Annotated in this window: 15 protein-coding genes; 8 read left to right on the top strand and 7 right to left on the bottom strand. The window is 56.6% G+C overall.

Annotation, left to right across the window (positions count from 1 at the left end):
* Positions 1–33: 33 nt before the first annotated feature.
* Together ACR8BF_RS17145 and ACR8BF_RS17140 are read right to left on the bottom strand one after the other, a co-directional pair.
* A complete protein-coding gene (locus ACR8BF_RS17145; protein ID WP_292986538.1) occupies positions 34–1,125 on the bottom strand; it encodes an ABC transporter ATP-binding protein in 1,092 nt (363 codons plus the stop codon).
* Between the two features lie 12 nt (positions 1,126–1,137).
* Positions 1,138–1,737 carry a GNAT family N-acetyltransferase gene (locus tag ACR8BF_RS17140; RefSeq protein ID WP_179897304.1) on the bottom strand — a complete coding sequence of 200 codons (600 nt, stop codon included), beginning with the start codon at positions 1,735–1,737 and terminating at the stop codon, positions 1,138–1,140.
* Positions 1,738–2,287: 550 nt separating this feature from the next.
* Here ACR8BF_RS17140 and ACR8BF_RS17135 point away from each other — a divergent pair.
* From ACR8BF_RS17135 to ACR8BF_RS17120, 4 genes are all read left to right on the top strand, one after another.
* Entirely contained in the window at positions 2,288–3,619 is a 1,332-nt protein-coding gene (locus ACR8BF_RS17135; RefSeq protein ID WP_136196133.1) for an extracellular solute-binding protein, read from the top strand.
* 57 nt (positions 3,620–3,676) lie between these two features.
* Positions 3,677–4,549: a carbohydrate ABC transporter permease gene (locus ACR8BF_RS17130; protein WP_003855659.1), complete on the top strand. Its 873-nt coding sequence runs from the start codon at positions 3,677–3,679 to the stop codon at positions 4,547–4,549.
* The gene (locus tag ACR8BF_RS17125) at positions 4,549–5,364 is read left to right on the top strand and encodes a carbohydrate ABC transporter permease (RefSeq protein WP_136196132.1); all 816 of its coding nucleotides are present in this window, start codon (positions 4,549–4,551) and stop codon (positions 5,362–5,364) included. The genes ACR8BF_RS17130 and ACR8BF_RS17125 overlap by 1 nt, the downstream gene beginning before the upstream one ends.
* A gap of 103 nt (positions 5,365–5,467) precedes the next feature.
* Complete coding sequence (locus ACR8BF_RS17120; RefSeq protein ID WP_434745954.1) at positions 5,468–6,799, top strand: glycoside hydrolase family 28 protein; 1,332 nt, start codon at positions 5,468–5,470, stop codon at positions 6,797–6,799.
* A 1-nt stretch (position 6,800) separates the two neighbouring features.
* Here the strand turns inward: ACR8BF_RS17120 and ACR8BF_RS17115 are convergent, their stop codons facing one another.
* Complete coding sequence (locus tag ACR8BF_RS17115) at positions 6,801–7,871, bottom strand: tartrate dehydrogenase (protein ID WP_434745321.1); 1,071 nt, start codon at positions 7,869–7,871, stop codon at positions 6,801–6,803.
* A gap of 64 nt (positions 7,872–7,935) precedes the next feature.
* On the opposite strand from ACR8BF_RS17115, the gene ACR8BF_RS17110 reads away from it, so the two are divergent.
* Both ACR8BF_RS17110 and ACR8BF_RS17105 read left to right on the top strand, forming a co-directional pair.
* Entirely contained in the window at positions 7,936–8,874 is a 939-nt protein-coding gene (locus tag ACR8BF_RS17110; RefSeq protein WP_179897308.1) for a LysR family transcriptional regulator, read from the top strand.
* Positions 8,875–9,073: 199 nt separating this feature from the next.
* A complete protein-coding gene (locus tag ACR8BF_RS17105; RefSeq protein WP_434745320.1) occupies positions 9,074–10,168 on the top strand; it encodes a cytochrome D1 domain-containing protein in 1,095 nt (364 codons plus the stop codon).
* Positions 10,169–10,198: 30 nt separating this feature from the next.
* Here the strand turns inward: ACR8BF_RS17105 and ACR8BF_RS17100 are convergent, their stop codons facing one another.
* From ACR8BF_RS17100 to ACR8BF_RS17085, 4 genes are all read right to left on the bottom strand, one after another.
* Positions 10,199–10,492 carry a DUF1330 domain-containing protein gene (locus ACR8BF_RS17100; RefSeq protein WP_033734972.1) on the bottom strand — a complete coding sequence of 98 codons (294 nt, stop codon included), beginning with the start codon at positions 10,490–10,492 and terminating at the stop codon, positions 10,199–10,201.
* A 10-nt stretch (positions 10,493–10,502) separates the two neighbouring features.
* The gene (gene yghU, locus ACR8BF_RS17095) at positions 10,503–11,366 is read right to left on the bottom strand and encodes a glutathione-dependent disulfide-bond oxidoreductase (protein WP_136196127.1); all 864 of its coding nucleotides are present in this window, start codon (positions 11,364–11,366) and stop codon (positions 10,503–10,505) included.
* A 218-nt stretch (positions 11,367–11,584) separates the two neighbouring features.
* Positions 11,585–12,463 carry a sugar phosphate isomerase/epimerase family protein gene (locus ACR8BF_RS17090; protein WP_003855643.1) on the bottom strand — a complete coding sequence of 293 codons (879 nt, stop codon included), beginning with the start codon at positions 12,461–12,463 and terminating at the stop codon, positions 11,585–11,587.
* An 18-nt stretch (positions 12,464–12,481) separates the two neighbouring features.
* Positions 12,482–13,525, bottom strand: a complete 1,044-nt coding sequence (locus tag ACR8BF_RS17085) for a Gfo/Idh/MocA family protein (RefSeq protein WP_434745319.1) — start codon at positions 13,523–13,525, stop codon at positions 12,482–12,484.
* Positions 13,526–13,853: 328 nt separating this feature from the next.
* On the opposite strand from ACR8BF_RS17085, the gene ACR8BF_RS17080 reads away from it, so the two are divergent.
* Together ACR8BF_RS17080 and ACR8BF_RS17075 are read left to right on the top strand one after the other, a co-directional pair.
* Entirely contained in the window at positions 13,854–14,879 is a 1,026-nt protein-coding gene (locus ACR8BF_RS17080; RefSeq protein WP_434745953.1) for a LacI family DNA-binding transcriptional regulator, read from the top strand.
* 150 nt (positions 14,880–15,029) lie between these two features.
* Positions 15,030–15,947 carry a TIM barrel protein gene (locus ACR8BF_RS17075; protein ID WP_434745318.1) on the top strand — a complete coding sequence of 306 codons (918 nt, stop codon included), beginning with the start codon at positions 15,030–15,032 and terminating at the stop codon, positions 15,945–15,947.
* Positions 15,948–15,956 lie beyond the last annotated feature (9 nt).

Raw genomic sequence — 15,956 nt, 5'->3', positions numbered from 1 at the left:
CGCTGCGGCGCCCGTTTTTGTTTCCACGCTTCGTTAGCGCAGGCGCATTCCCTGCTCATCAAACAGCAGGCAGTGCGCGGCAGAAAAGCCCAGTTCAACCTGGGTTCCCAGATCGCGCGTAATCGCCTCGCGCTCTTCCACGACCAGCATCTGTTCACGCCCGATATCCAGGTAGAGGTAGTTGGTGTGGCCCAGCATCTCGCCATAAGCCAGCTCGCCGTGAAAGCGCTGTGCATCCGGCGTCTGCGCGGCGGGCTGGAAATGCTCAGGACGAATGCCGAGCGTCACGGTTTGCCCCTCGCGACAGTCGGCGGCGATTTTCAGCACCAGCCCCTCAATCTTCAGTTCCGGCACCCGCAATTGCACTTCACCCCTGCCCGTGGCGCTGATTTTCGCCTGCAGAAAGTTCATTTTTGGCGAGCCGATAAAGCCGGCGACAAACAGGTTATCCGGATCGTGATAGAGCGTCAGCGGCGCGCCGACCTGCTCAATGCGGCCCTGACGCAGCACCACAATGCGGTCAGCCAGGGTCATCGCCTCCAGCTGATCATGGGTGACATAAATCATGGTGTTGCCGAGCGAGGCGTGCAGCCGGGCAATCTCAATGCGCATCTGTAAACGTAGCTCGGCATCAAGGTTAGAGAGTGGCTCATCAAACAGGAAAATGCGCGGATGACGGATAATCGCCCGGCCAATTGCCACGCGCTGTCGCTGTCCGCCAGAGAGCGCGCGCGGCAGGCGATCGAGCAGTTCGGTGAGGTGCAGACGAGCAGCCGTCTGGGCAATCGCCTCGTTGATCTCTGCTTTGGACTTTTTCATGACTTCCAGCGGATAAGCCAGGTTACCGCGCACCGTCATGTTGGGGTAGAGCGCATAAGACTGAAACACCATAGCAATGCCGCGCTCGGTGGCGGGCTGCTGCGTCATGTCCTGCTCCTCAATCAACAACTGACCGCTGCTGATCTCCTCCAGCCCGGCGATCATTCGCAATAACGTCGATTTGCCGCAGCCGGATGGCCCGACAAACACCACAAATTCGCCACTGTTGATTGTCAGATCGATGCCATGAATGACATTAACGTGTTCATACGACTTCTTCACATTCTGCAAGCGCAGGCTGGTCATCGGCTACCTCACTCAGAGTAACTGGCCCATGTAGATGGCATTGCTGCGCACGATTGGGGTAAACCCCATGCGCTCATAGAAAGCACAGACCTGCTCGTTCTGCAGGCTGACGCCAAGATGGACACCGCTGATACCCGCAGCTCGCAGCGCCGCCAGTTCATGCTCAATCATCCGGCGACCCCAGCCGCCTTTCTGTGCCGCTGGCAGCAGGTTGATATGCAGATGAGCGGGCCACTGCGTCACCAGGGTGTCAGCGGCCTGGTCAGGATGGCGGATTGAATCGAGCACTTTGCTGTCGAGCGGGGCGCTGGCGCTGCGATCACGATATTTTTCCTGCAGTTGCGGCCACCATTCGGCCTGAAGCTGCGCTTCAAACGCGCGGGTATCGGGTGCCGCGACGACGTAACCCTGCACTTCACCGTCCCGCTCCAGTACAAAAGCAAAGTCAGGCGCAAAGCGCGCATAAGGCACGGCAAAACGCTGGCCGGGATAGTCAGGATCGGAGTAAAGCGCACGGGCATCGCCGCCCGCATCGGCTGTTTCCAGACAGATGCGGTAGAGCGCCGGGTAGTCCGCCGGTGTGGCCGGACGAATGACACCTTGATTCGCCATGGTGAGTTCTCGTGAGTGAGGGAACCGGTCAGGGAGTGAACAGATCCGCAGGTGAAAGTTACGTTAATGAAAGTGGACTTAGTTTTCAAGATAGAATAATTACCTTATCGCACTAACGCAGGCGGTTCGGCAATGTTTACCGGTATCGGGATGCACAACTGTGATCGCCAACACGCCCGGAATAGGGCAGCTGGCGGCAGATTCACGGCCGATCAAAAGAGAAAAGTGTGAGCGTGATAGGATTTTCATATGTTTTATCAGGATGTTATTTTGCGATTATCAGGCTGGCATCTCCTGCTGCAGAAAAAGCGGCTGGCGACGCACCGCCACGGTTAATGGTGTAAAAGCCAGCGTGCCGTGCTGAATTTCGCGCCATGCCGCTGTTTATTTGCGCGTGCTCACAGCGTTGCAATTCGGTCTGCAGGCTGTTTGACTTTATTTTTTTATTAAAGTAAGTATGAGTGAGTGCGTTTGTGTGCGGCTGCAGCCTGCAGGATGTCAGGCGGTGAGATGAAAGGATGCCGACCCTGGTCTGAAGAAGGTAAGCATAATGTCTGTTTCTTCCGTTCGTTCTTTCCGAATTCGCAATGTGGGTCGGCTGCTGGCAGCAGGCCTGCTGGCGGGCAGCGTCTCTCATGCCGCCCACGCCGCCGTCACTCTGAATGAGTGGGATATTTACAACTACCCGGAGCAGACTGCCGCGGTGGATGAAGGGATTAAAGAGTTCTCACAGCAGAATCCCGGCATCGTGATTAACCGCTCGGTTCACTCCTTTGAAGATACCCGTATTCCGCTGAAACTGGCACTGACTGCCGGTGATGGCCCGCAGATCGCGCAGGTCAACCAGGGCGGCGGCGATATGGGTTCGCTGGTTAAAGATAAGCTGCTGCTGCCGCTCGACAGCTACGCCGCCAGCGACGGCTGGACGACCCGCTTCCCCGACTCAATTCTGAAACGTAACCGCTGGTCAGACAGCGGCGAGTTTGGCAGCGGCAAACTTTACGGCATCGCCAGCTTGGGTGAAATGGTCGGGCTCTATTACAACAAAGCGGTGCTGGATAAAGCGGGCATTGCAGTGCCGAAAACCCTGGCTGAGCTGGAAAGCGCCATGGCAAAGCTGAAACAGCAGGGCACCGCGCCGATGATGCTCGGCCTGCTGGATGGCAACATGGGCCAGCAGCTGCTCAGCACCCTGTGGCAGGCGCAGATTGAAAGCCACGACCGCAAGACGCTGGATAATCTGATTTACGATGTGGGCGGCACCTTCAAAGACAGCAAGCTGGTCAATGCCGCCACGATGATGAAGAGCTGGACCGACAAAGGGTACTTCTTCCCTGGCTTCCAGGGCATTGGTCACGATGATGCGGCGACGCTGTTCCAGAATGGCCAGGCTGCGTTCCTGGTCAGCGGCACCTGGTATCTCGGCCAGTTTAAAGACAACAAAGATATTCACTTCGCCGCGATGCCTGCTGGTGAAGGCGTAAAGCAGCCGCTGATGGTCGGCGGCACCGATCTGGCGTTCTCGATTACCAGCACTGCCAAAGGCAAAGATCAGCAGGAGGGTGCAGCGAAGTTCATCAACTATATGGTCTCTGATGCCATGGCGAACCGCTGGCTGAAAGTGGGCTTCCTGCCGGCCAGCACCAACAAAGCGGCCAAAATGCCAGCGGATAATCCGTTGCTGGCGGAGGCGTATCAGGTCTGGCTGACGCTCAATGACTATGACGGTTTAGGCCACTACGTGGACTGGGCAACACCCACCATGAATGCCGAGCTGAATCAGAACGTCCAGCTGCTGCTGGCGGGTCGTCAGACCGCCGATCAGATGGTGGTGAATTTTGATAACAACTATCAGCGTTACCTGAAGACTCTGAAGCATTAAGCCGGAGGCCCGGCGAACAGCCGGGCCTGAGCACCGTTCTGAACCACGAGTAGGGTTATGTTGAATTTAAGCAGCTGGCGTAATTTTCTCTATGTTCTGCCTGCGGTGCTGGTCTATGCGGTGTTTCTGCTGTTCCCGCTGCTGGCCTCGCTGGGCATCAGTTTTACCGAATGGGACGGCACCTCGCTGCCGGTGTTTAGTGGCATCAGCAACTACATGCGCATGTTCAGCGATCCGGTGTTCTGGATTGCGCTGGGCAATAACGCCATCCTGATGCTGTTCTATACCCTGTTGCCGATTGGCGTCGGCCTGCTGCTCTGCAGCTTTCTGTATGACACGCGCAACAATAACGAACGCAGCGTGCTGCGCATTCTCTTCTTCCTGCCCTACATCATGCCAATGGCAGTGCTGGGCGTGGTGTGGCGCTGGCTCTATAACCCGGCGTTTGGCCCCATCGATCAGATATTACGCGCGATCGGATTGCCCCAGCTGGCGCTCTCCTGGCTGGGTGATTTCACCTGGGCGCTGCCCGCTGTCGGTCTGGTCGCCACCTGGTACTTCTTCGGCTTCTGTCTGGTGCTGTTTATGGCGGGCCTGCAGCGCATGGATCCTTCATTGCTGGAAGCTGCCGATCTGGATGGCTCGTCGCGTCGCCAGAAGTTTATGCGCATTACGCTGCCTGGCCTGCGGCCCGAGCTGCGGATTGCCCTGCTGTTGACGGTGATCGCCAGCCTGAAAGCCTTTGACCTGGTCTATGTGATGACGCAGGGCGGGCCGGGCACGTCAACCATGGTCACTAACATCTTTATGTATAAGCAGGGCTTTGACCTGCACTACTTTGGCTACGCCTCATCGGTGGCGGTGTTCAGCATGATCATTGTTTTAGGGATTAACTATCTGATCCATCTGGCCTTAAAGGAGCGTTACTGATGCGAAGCACGCCGGTGATTTCACGCGCGCTGATCTGGATCGTGGCGTTGATGACGATTCTGCCGTTTCTGATGGCGCTGATGACCTCGTTTAAAACGCAGATGGAGCTGTTTCAGGGCATCTTCACGCTGCCCGCCTCGCTGAATGTCAAAAATTACGTGACCGCATGGCAGCAGGGACACTTCAACGTTTACTTCCTCAACTCGGTGCTGGTGGTGATCCCGGTCGTGCTGTTCAGCGTGCTGCTCGGCATTCTGGCCGGGTTTGGTTTCGCCTGGCTGAAGATCCCCGGTAAAAAAGTCATTGGGGCGATGCTGGCGCTGGGGATGGTGCTGCCGAGTGAAGCCTTTATCATTCCGCTCTATCACGAGCTGCGCTGGATGGGGCTGACCAACACCTATCTGGCTCTGATTCTGCCGCAAATCGCCCTGTCGCTGCCCTTTACCACGCTGATGATTGCCAGCGCGTTTCAGCAGGTGCCGAAAGAGCTGGTAGAAGCGGCGGTGATGGATGGCGCGTCACGGGTCAAAATTCTGTGGGGCATTCTGGTGCCCGCGATCTGGCCGACCCTGTCGACGCTGGGGCTGCTGCTGTTTATCTGGACCTGGAACGAATTCCTGATCCCGCTGATTCTGGTCAACAAGGATGAGCTGCGCACGCTGCCGATTGGCATGATGTTTTTCCAGAACAAAAACACCATCGACATTCCGGTGCTGATGGCGGGGGCGATGATTGTGATTATGCCGCTGATCGTGGTGTTCCTGATTTTCCAGCGCAAGTTTATCAGCGGCGTCACCGAAGGGGCCGTGAAGTAATCTGTGATATCCCGCACGAAACGGCGTACTGGCGACCAGACAAAGGTTTCCCGCGCCGTATCGTGCTGCAATTCCTCCTCCTCAATCCTGCGGGAGACGCATGATGCACCTTTCCCTTGCTGATTTTCATCCTGTCGCCGATGGCGAAACCCCGGACACGGCCGTGCTGCAACGCGCCATGGATCAGATTGCGGCGGCCGGCGGAGGTCGTCTGACCCTGCCTGCCGGGCGTTATCGCAGCGGTTGCCTGAATCTGCCGTCTGATTTTGAACTGCACCTTGAAGCGGGTGCGGTGCTGATCGCCAGTCCGCGACTGGCTGACTACCAGGCGGTGCAGGCACTTAGCTGTGCAGAGAAATCCCACAACGTGCTGCTCTATGCGTTGGGTCAGCGCAATATCACCCTCAGCGGCACTGGCCGCATCGATGGTGAGGGCGAAGCCTGGTTTGCCGCTGAGCGGGATGAACAGGGTTATCGCCTGCCGCGCCCTGACCGGCCGCGCATTATTGTGTTCGAAGATTGCGAGCAGGTGACGCTGACCGCCTTTACCATCGTGCAGGCGCCGATGTGGACGGTGCATCTGGTGAGCTGTCGCCATGTGCATATCGACCATCTCACTATCGACAACGCCATGACCATGCCGAATACCGATGCGCTGGATATTGACGGATGCGAGGCGGTGTTTGTCAGCAACAGTTACCTCAGTGCCGCCGATGACGCTATCTGCATTAAAACCACCCACAAACCGGCCGCGCTGCGGCGTCCGGCGCGGCAGATTATGATCACCAACTGTCTGCTGCGCAGTTACAGCTGCGCCTTTAAAATCGGCACCGAAACCTGGGATGATGTGGAGGATGTCACGGTAACCGGCTGCACTATTTTTGATTCCAACCGGGGCATCGGCATTCTGTCGCGTGACGGCGGTGCGATACGCCGTCTGCTGTTCAGTAACCTGACTTTTGCCTGTCACCACGCGCCGCCCTGTCACTGGGGCAAAGCCGATCCGCTGCATATTTCGGTGCGCCGCCGCGATCCTGCCATCACGCCTGGCATCGTTGAGCAGGTGCAGTTCAGTAACATGACAGGTGTAGCAGAAGGGGCGGTTAACCTGCATGCGGCAGAATCGGGCTGGATACGCGATGTGGTCATCAGCCAGCTTCAGATGCGGCAGACTGTATCGCCGATGACACAGGGCCATTACGACGTGCGGCCGCCCTGTAACCCGGACTCCCCGACCGGCATGGGACTGGATAATGCCTACAAGCTTGATCCGAAAACCGGCGAAGCCTTTGGCGTAGAGCGCTATCCCGGCGGGCTGCCGGGCCTGTTTGCGCGTGGGGTAGAAAACCTGCAACTGCACAACCTGGTGATCACACGGCCGGAGCCGTTACCACCAGGCTGGCACCCGGAGTGCGTGGTGCAGTTGCCTGACTAAATCACAATGCGGCAGCGATGGCTGCGCCGAGCTGTTCGGTGCTGGCGCTGCCGCCGAGATCGCGCGTCAGATGCTCTCCTGCCGCCAGCGTGCGTTCAATCGCCTCTAACACCGCATCACCCGCCGCTTTGTAGCCGAGGTGCTCCAGCATCATCGCCCCGCACCAGATCTGCCCGATGGGATTGGCGACGCCTTTGCCCGCGATATCAGGCGCAGAACCGTGAACCGGCTCAAACAGGCTGGGGAACAGGCCTTCCGGGTTGATATTGGCGGAAGGTGCAATGCCGATAGTGCCGGTACAGGCCGGGCCGAGATCGGAGAGGATATCGCCAAACAGGTTACTGGCCACCACAACATCAAACCAGTCCGGATGCAGCACGAAGTTGGCGGTGAGAATATCGATATGATACTTATCGACGCGAACCTCGGGGAACTGGCTGGACATCGCTTCGACGCGGCTGTCCCAGTAAGGCATGGTGATGGCGATACCGTTGGATTTGGTGGCGGAGGTCAGGTGCTTCTTCGGCCGACTCTGCGCCAGCTGATAAGCAAACTTCAGGATGCGATCGACGCCGGTTCGCGTCATCACCGTCTCCTGAATCACCACTTCACGTTCGGTACCGGGGAACATGGTGCCGCCGACGCTGGAGTATTCACCCTCGGTGTTTTCGCGCACCACATAGAAGTCGATATCGCCGGGCTGACGGTTCGCCAGCGGGCCTTTCACGCCTGGCATCAGTCGCACCGGACGCAGATTAACATACTGGTCGAACTCCCGGCGGAACTGCAGCAGTGAGCCCCACAGTGAAACGTGGTCGGGCACCACATCGGGCCAGCCGACCGCGCCAAAGTAGATCGCATCGAAGGCTTTCAGCTGCGGAAACCAGTCATCAGGCAACATTTTGCCATGCTGCTGCCAGTAGTCGGCGCTGGCGTAATCGAACCACTCCCAGCGCAGCGGAATGTTAAATTTCTCTGCGGCCGCATTCATCACGCGGACGCCTTCCGGCATCACTTCTTTGCCAATGCCGTCGCCAGGGATGACGGCAACACGGTGGATTTTATCAGTCACAGGGCACCTTTCCGGTTGATGTTCGAATTGTGTACGCAGTATAACTGTCGATTCCGGGGAAATAATGAGGCTGAAAGGCAATCCATTGTTGAATCAAAGTAGAGAATCCCGCACTTCCACCGATGATCTGGCCTTCTTTGTTCGCCTGGCCGCGCTGGACAGTCTGACCGCGGCGGCGCGCGAACTGGGCCTGTCGCTGGCGGCGGTTAGCAAACGTCTGAGCCAGCTGGAACAGCGTCTTGGCGTGCAACTGCTGCGCCGCACCACGCGGCGGCTGGAGCTGACCCCGGAAGGCCGCCGTTATCTGGCGGGCGCGCGTCCGTTGCTGGATCAACTGGCGGCGCTGGAAGAGGCGGTAAGCGGTGAAACCGCGCAGTTACGCGGCACGCTGAATATCAACGCCTCATTTGGTTTCGGCCGTCGGCATATCGCGCCCTGTGTTTCGGCCTTTGCCGCACTGCATCCGCAGCTCTCGCTGTCGCTGCAACTCAGTAGCCAGCCACTTAATTTTCTTGATGCGCACATGGATATCGATATCCGCGTCGGCGAACCGCCCGACTCGCGGCTGGTGGCGCGTAAATTGCGAACTAATCCGCGCATCCTCTGCTGCTCACCCGCCTATGCTGCGCGCCACGGTTTGCCCGCTACGGTGCGCGATCTGGCGCAGCACAACTGCATTTTACTGCGTCAGCACGACAGTGATTTTACGCTGTGGCGACTGACCAGCGGCGAGCAGAGCATCAGCCAGAAAGTGCGCGGCAGCCTGATCACCAACGATGGTGAGGTGGCGATGCGGCTGGCAATGGATGGACATGGCATTCTGCTGCGCTCGTGGTGGGACGCGCAGCACAGCCTGGTGACGGGCGAACTGTTGCCGGTGCTACCCGACTGGCAGGCTCCCGATGGGGATATTTTTGCGGTCTGGCAAGCGCAGCGCCAGCTTCCGGCTCGCATCAATGCGTTTGTGGCGTTTCTGCAGGCGAATCTGCAATCTGTTGATTAATCATTATTTTATATTGACTGGCGGGCGTGAAAAAGCGTCTGTGGACAGTTAACATACCGCATTAAGCTGATTCGGTCGGTTCAGGATGCCGCTGCGTTTACAGCCTTTTTTCTGATGCGTATGATTCTCATTCATTTCTTTCCTGCCTGCCCTCTGCGTTGTGGCCAGCCGGGAGAGCAGGTCGATAGGGGAGTTAAGTATGAAAGCGTTGTTCTGCCCGCGTAAAGCGGCGCTCGCACTGGCGATGATCACCACCTTTAGCCTGACGGCATGCCACACACCTGCCACCAAAGTGGATGGCAATGCGCCAGTGGTGATGCAGCCCTCCAGTCCCGATAATCTGATTCAGCGCGAGCTGGGTGACGGGTTGTATGAGATGGCATATCTGCCCGCCAAAAATGCGCTCTATGTTGCCAGTGCGCCGGAGGGTAAGGATATCAGTGGTGGGATGATCTACCGTCTTGATGGCACCACGCTGCAGAGCACCGGGACCGGGCATTTCGACCTGAAAAACGTCGGGCTGATTAGCGACCCGGCTGGCAGCGCGCTCTACGCCACCAACTCGCTGGATGGTGGTATCTCTATGATCGATCCAGAGAACGGTAAGGTGCTGAAACGTCTGATATTCGACGATAAAAATGAGAACGGCTTACCGGTGAGCACGCGAGAGATCTTTTTGCATGACGGGCTGCTTTATGTCGGCGGCGCGGGCGATCCGGGTATGATCTGGGTGGTTGATGCGAAAACCCTGACGCTGAAAGCCCGGATTAAAAATGCCGGGAAGGATGTCACAGGCATTATCTTCTCGCCGGTCAGTGACCGGATTTATGCGGCGAACGGCAGCGGTGAAATCCTGGTGATCAATCCGCGTAATCACAAAATCGAACAGCGACTGACGTCAGGCGACGGGCAGGACGCTAAGTTCCTGAACATGGCTGAAGATCCCGCGACGGGACGCCTGTTTGTCACGGATAACGCCAGAACGAAAAACACCCTGGTATTTGATGAGCGCAGCGGCAAGGTAATTCAGCGTCTGGATCCGGCTGATTCGATGGGGATTAAGTTTAACGGCAAGCGTAATGAGATTTATATCAGCCAGCGTGAGGCAAAGAAGGTGCTGCAGCTGGATGGCACCACTTATGAAGTGAAAAACAGCTGGTCATTTGAGGGGCGTCCAGAGAGCCTGCTGGTCGCACCGGACGGGCAGACACTGTACGTTACGCTGAAGCAGGGCTTCAATGATGACCACAGCCATCAGCTTCTGGATGGCGTGGCGCGTATCACGCTGCAATAAAAACAGGCGGCATCGCTGCCGCCTGAATGCTTACTTAGCCACGCCCTCTACCAGCACCACGCGATAGTTCGCACCTTTCAGGCGGTGCGCTTTGGCAGCCTGATATTCCGGGCTGTCATACCAGGCGTGTGCGGCTTCGCGACTCGCGAATTCCAGAATCACCACACCTTCCGCTTCCTGACCTTCCAGTGTTTCCAGTTCACCATAAAAGGCGAGAGGATTGATCTGATGATCGCCACGTGCCTGGCCCGCTTTCTCGGCGTAGATCGCCATTTCGTCCTGGTTCAGGGTGTTATCACGAATAAATACAACGTATGCACTCACAGCACTCTCCTTACGCTTTTTTATCCTGGGTTTCGGTATCGAAGTCAGCAGCATCATGACGCTCATGCAGCTGATCGGCCGGGTCGCCCATGACGCGGTTGACCTTGCGGCCACGAATAACGGCAGGACGCTGTGCGATCTCTTTCGCCCAGCGCACTACATTTTTATAGGACTGCACATCCAGGAATTCGGCACTGCCATACTGATCATTCAGCACCATGTTGCCGTACCACGGCCAGGTGGCGATGTCAGCGATGGTGTAGTCATCGCCGGCCAGATAGCGGTTATCGGCCAGCCGACGATCCAGCACGTCGAGCTGACGCTTCGCTTCCAGCGTGAAGCGGTTGATGGCGTACTCAATTTTTTCTGGCGCATAGTGATAGAAATGACCAAAGCCGCCGCCGAGGTATGGCGCAGAACCCTGCAGCCAGAACAGCCAGTTCAGCGTTTCAGTGCGGCCAGCGATATCTTTCGGCAGGAAGTAGCCATACTTTTCCGCCAGATAGAGCAGAATATTGCCCGATTCGAATACCCGAATAGGTGGCGTTGCGGAGTGGTCACTCAGCGCCGGAATTTTTGAATTCGGGTTCACATCCACAAAACCGCTGGAGAACTGATCGCCTTCGCCGATGCGTATCAGCCAGGCATCATATTCAGCATCGTTGACGTTAAGCGCCAGCAGCTCTTCCAGCAGGATAGTGACTTTCTGGCCGTTAGGCGTGCCGAGTGAATAGAGCTGTAAAGGGTGTTTGCCGACCGGCAACGCTTTTTCATGGGTGGGACCAGCGAACGGACGATTAGTTTTAGCGCCGTTACCTTTGGCTTCAGGGTCCCAGGTCCAGACTTTTGCGGGCTGATATGCATTTTCCGACATAATGAAAGTTCGCCTTATGGTGTGATATTGGTCTGGAGTGTAGCAGGTGCTGCGAAGGCGGTTTAACTCTGCTGGCTGCGCAGGGGCGTGCTGTAGCGCGCTAATGTCAGGCGGGCTGCGGCATCGGAGAAAAGTGAATAAAAGTGTGTCAGGCGGCGTGTTTGTTGTCCTGAGCAGAAATTCCCGTGCAGCCAGCCATGACTGCACGGCAGGTCGGTTTACAGCAGTTCGCGCTCAATCAGTTCGCGGGTTTCAATTGCCTGAACCTTCATTTTTTCCGGATAGCCAAACAGGGATGCTGCAATAATCGGCTCACCACCAACTTTATGGGTGCGGGTAGCAAAACCGGTGTCGCGTAGCGTTTTGAACAGGGTATCGAAGTCCACTTCGCCTTCGCCCACGCCAACATGCTGGTGGATGGTGGCATCCACGCCTGGCGGGTTAACGATGTAGCGACAATGTTTTGTATGGTTCATGGTGTCGGCGATCAGCATGTGCGACAGATCGTCACCGGCATATTCCAGCATCGGTTTCACATCCCCTTTGCCTTTGTCATAGAAGAAGGTGTGTGGCGCGCTGTAGATATACTTTACGTTATCGCTGCGGAACGACTTCACGATATCCACGGTTTCGTTGTTCTCTTCGCAGAAATCCCACGGATGCGCCTGAATTTCGACGCGGATGCCTTCACGTTCGATGATCGGCAACAACTCTTCCATTGAGCGATAGAACATCTCTTCACAGATTTCCGGTTCATTAGGTGTGCCGGAGAGTTCGGTGTTAATCACCTGCACACCCATCTCAACCGCAATCTCAATCATCCGCTTCCAGTTCTTCACCGCTGCCTGACGGCGCAACTCATCCGGACCGGACCAGCGATAAACCACAATAAACGAGGAGATCTCCAGCCCGGTGGCGCTTAACGCATTTTTGTACTCGGTGATAATTTCACGGCTGGCTTTAGGATGTTTATAAAATGGGTTGATCTGCGGATGCGGCGACTGTTCGATATATTTGTATCCCCAGTCAGCCACCTGATGAACCATACGGGTGATGCCTAAATCTTTAATCACATCCACATCAAAAGCGATTTTCATCTTTCTGCTCCGGGCACATTAAGGTTGCTGTTCTTCATTGAAGGTCACGCCAATCTGCTGCCTGACGTTGTCCATCGCAGCCAGGGTGATAATCGCCTGGTCAAGTGGATGGACAGGCGAATCGATCAGACTCTGGCCGATACACCAGGCGAAGTGGTTAATTTCATGGCTGAGCTGTTCATAGCGGTTAGTAGGTTCCTGCCATTGCAGGCGGTGACGCCGGTCGCTGGAGGTCAGGGTGAAGTTACCAGGCGCATAGAACTGGCCCGTCAGCTCCAGCGTCGCGTCGCGACCGGCGATCACCGCACCGCCTGGCGTGTTGCTGAACAGGGTGGTATTCAGTACCGACTGCATGCCGTGCCGATGGGTAAACAGCATCGACGTCTGACCATTAACGCGGCCATTCAGGACGGGCTGACCACGGGCGACGATCGTTTCAGGCGCACCGCCGCCCACAAACACACTCAGCGCGACCAGATAACTGCCGAGATCAAGCATTGGGCCGCCCGCCAGATCGGCATTGAAAATGCGATGATCCGGCGTGAAAAACTCACCATGATCGGCAATCAGGGTATGGACCTCACCGGGTACGCCATCCTCCAGCAACTGACGGATGACGTCATACTTCGGCGCAAAGTTACACCACATCGCCTCCATACAGAGCAGGTTTGCGGCAGCGGCGGCCTGTTTAAGTTGCGTTGCCTGCGGCGCATTCAGCGCCAGCGGCTTTTCAATCAGCAGATGCTTTCCGGCGGCAATCGCACGCAAACCGTCGGGAAAATGGTGGTTGTGAGGCGTAGCGATATAGACCGCATCAACATCCTCCCGCGCCAGCAATTCATCGAGACTGCCTGTGGCATGGCCGATTGCCCATTTGTCAGCAAAGGTCTGCGCTTTTGCCGGATCGCGGGCGGCAACAGCGGTGATCTGTTGTCGTGTGTGCTGGTGCAGCGCATGGGCAAAATGGTCAGCGATCCAGCCCGGCCCGATAATGCCCCAGCGCAGTCGCGGAACCTGGCTGGCATCCGTTATGCGTGGAGCCGGAAGCGTTGAAGGGAACATGGCTTTTCCTTTTTTACGTACGGGCAGGTGGTGCTCAGGACTCCACTATAGAAAGCCCGCCGTCGTCGCTCTAACCTTTTAATGATGTGATCCCATCAACCGAATCGGTGTGGGATTTTTACCCGTTTTAGCAAATAGATGTTTTGAAGAGAATGCAGAAAGAAATGAATGTTTCATTTTGCGAGGACGATCAAGGTTAGCACTGATTTTCTATCAAAAAAATGAGAGGAAATTTCTTCGTCGCGATAGAGTGCTGATGTTATAGAAACAGAATCCAGAGGTCAGCCTTCAGCTGGCACCAGAGAAAGCCGAAGCAGGGAGAAGAATGATGTCTAAAGTGACGATGACCGCCATCGCGCAGGCGGCGGGTGTGGGTGTAGCGACGGTGGATAGGGTGCTGAACCGCCGTGCGCCGGTTCGCAGTATAACCGAGCAGAAGGTGCTGGCGGCGGCCCGTGAGCTTGGCTATCGACTGACGCAGGCACACAGCCAGACCACACCGACCCTCGCTGCGGCAACCCTGCGTGTGAGCTTTATCCTGCTGCCTGCCCGCTATTCGTTTTATCACCAACTGGGCGAGGCGCTGAAACAGCAGCTTAAGGTGCAGCAGCCACAGGGCCGTGAACCGGAATTCTGCTGGCATGATATTCATGAGGTTGAGGCGGTGGCGCACTCGCTGCGTCAGCTGGCACAACGCAGTGATGTGATTGCGCTGGTGGCGCTGGATCACCCGCTGATCCGTCACGCCATTCAGGATGTGTCACGACTGGGCGTACGGGTTTTCGCGCTGTTCTCGGATTTCTCGCCCTGTGAACATGCGGGTTTTATCGGCATTGATAATCAGAAAGCGGGGCGCACTGCCGCCTGGATGGCACAGCATTTGCTGCGTGAGCCGGGATGCGTCGGAGTGCTGCTGGGCGACCATCGTTTCACCTGTCAGGAGAGCAGCGAGATCAGTTTTCGTTCTTACCTGCGCGAGTCGGGCATCAGCCAGCGGGTACTTGAACCGTTAAAGACTTACGAGTCGGGCGAAGGGGGCTATCAGGCGACCCGGCAATTGCTGGAGGCCCATAACGATCTGGTGATGATTTATGCGCCCTGCGGCGGCATAGAGGGTGTGGTTCAGGCGCTGCGTGAGAGCGGACGCAGGCAAATCGATCTGCTGTGCCACGGTCCGCTGCCGGGTGATGAACTGGCGCTGATTGACGGCACTATTACGCTGATGCTGCGCCATCGCCTTGATGCTATGGCTAAGGCGGTTATCAATACCTGTCTTAACACCCGTTCGGAACAGCCTGACCATTTTGCGCAGGTAACGGTACCCTTTGAAATCGTGACACGTGAAAACCTATAAAAAGAGCAGGTTAGCCTTTATTTGATAAAAAACTATCATTTATCGCAATTTTTAAACGCGATCTCTATCAAAAAATGAAACTTTCATTGTTGTCTGAGGTGAAATTTTTATTTGATACTGCCAGCAGTTCTTACTGCACAGGCAGATATCATGACCTTTCATATTGCTAATGCGCCCTGTAGCTGGGGCGTGGATGATCCCGCGAATCCCTGGCTGCCGCCGTTTCACAAAGTTCTGACCGAGGCCGCACAGGCTGGCTATCCCAGCATCGAACTCGGCCCCTGGAATTATCTGCCAACGGATGCCGATGAACTGACCCGGCAGCTTAATGCCCACCAGCTTTCGCTGGTGGCGGGGACGATTTTTGATGATTTAGTCAGTGAGGCGCATTTTCCGGCGCTGGTGACGCTGACCCACAATCTGTGTCGCACACTGGCCAGCGTGCCGACCGCCGCCAGAACACCTGGAGCCAGCGCGCCTTATCTGGTGATCATCGACTTCGGCAATCCGGAGCGGGCGAAATATGCGGGTCAGTCAAAACAGGCACCACGGCTTTCTGCGGATGACTGGCAGCGCATGATGCAGCACATCACCATTCTGAGTGAGATCGCCTGGCAGAAGTACGGCGTGCGGCCGGTGATCCATCCGCATGCGGGGGGCTGCATAGAGTTTGCCGATGAGCTGGCGCAGCTGGTCTCTGACATTCCGCATGAGGTCGCCGGTTTATGCCTGGATACGGGCCATCTCTATTACGCCGGCATGGATCCGGTGGCGTCGCTGGAACAGTACTGGTCGCGCATTGATTACCTCCATTTCAAAGACGTTAACCAGCCGGTCTGGCGTGACGCACTCTCTCATGGACTCGACTTTTTCACCGCCTGCGCGCAGGGCTTAATGTGTCCGCTCGGGCAGGGCGCAATCGACTATCCGGCGGTGCGCACGCTTCTGACTGAGCGTAATTATCAGGGCTGGATCACCATCGAACAGGAGCGTGATCCGCGCCATGCCGACACCAGTCTGCGGGACGTAAAAGCCAGCCTGGACTATCTCCGATCAACAGGATTCTGAGGACAACAG

The sequence above is a fragment of the Candidatus Pantoea rara genome (assembly GCF_051136265.1).
In the GTDB taxonomy this organism is placed as follows: domain Bacteria; phylum Pseudomonadota; class Gammaproteobacteria; order Enterobacterales; family Enterobacteriaceae; genus Pantoea; species Pantoea rara.
This window is presented reverse-complemented; position numbering and strand designations above follow the sequence as displayed.

Excerpts from the sequence above, each read along its gene's own strand:
- ACR8BF_RS17120 (WP_434745954.1), top strand. The coding sequence starts at position 5,468 with ATGCACCTTTCCCTTGCTGATTTTCATCCTGTCGCCGATGGCGAAACC.
- ACR8BF_RS17080 (WP_434745953.1), top strand. The coding sequence starts at position 13,854 with ATGTCTAAAGTGACGATGACCGCCATCGCGCAGGCGGCGGGTGTGGGT.
- ACR8BF_RS17090 (WP_003855643.1), bottom strand. The coding sequence starts at position 12,463 with ATGAAAATCGCTTTTGATGTGGATGTGATTAAAGATTTAGGCATCACC.
- ACR8BF_RS17085 (WP_434745319.1), bottom strand. The coding sequence starts at position 13,525 with ATGTTCCCTTCAACGCTTCCGGCTCCACGCATAACGGATGCCAGCCAG.
- ACR8BF_RS17130 (WP_003855659.1), top strand. The coding sequence starts at position 3,677 with ATGTTGAATTTAAGCAGCTGGCGTAATTTTCTCTATGTTCTGCCTGCG.
- ACR8BF_RS17145 (WP_292986538.1), bottom strand. The coding sequence starts at position 1,125 with ATGACCAGCCTGCGCTTGCAGAATGTGAAGAAGTCGTATGAACACGTT.
- ACR8BF_RS17110 (WP_179897308.1), top strand. The coding sequence starts at position 7,936 with ATGAGGCTGAAAGGCAATCCATTGTTGAATCAAAGTAGAGAATCCCGC.
- ACR8BF_RS17135 (WP_136196133.1), top strand. The coding sequence starts at position 2,288 with ATGTCTGTTTCTTCCGTTCGTTCTTTCCGAATTCGCAATGTGGGTCGG.
- ACR8BF_RS17125 (WP_136196132.1), top strand. The coding sequence starts at position 4,549 with ATGCGAAGCACGCCGGTGATTTCACGCGCGCTGATCTGGATCGTGGCG.
- ACR8BF_RS17105 (WP_434745320.1), top strand. The coding sequence starts at position 9,074 with ATGAAAGCGTTGTTCTGCCCGCGTAAAGCGGCGCTCGCACTGGCGATG.
- ACR8BF_RS17140 (WP_179897304.1), bottom strand. The coding sequence starts at position 1,737 with ATGGCGAATCAAGGTGTCATTCGTCCGGCCACACCGGCGGACTACCCG.
- yghU (WP_136196127.1), bottom strand. The coding sequence starts at position 11,366 with ATGTCGGAAAATGCATATCAGCCCGCAAAAGTCTGGACCTGGGACCCT.
- ACR8BF_RS17075 (WP_434745318.1), top strand. The coding sequence starts at position 15,030 with ATGACCTTTCATATTGCTAATGCGCCCTGTAGCTGGGGCGTGGATGAT.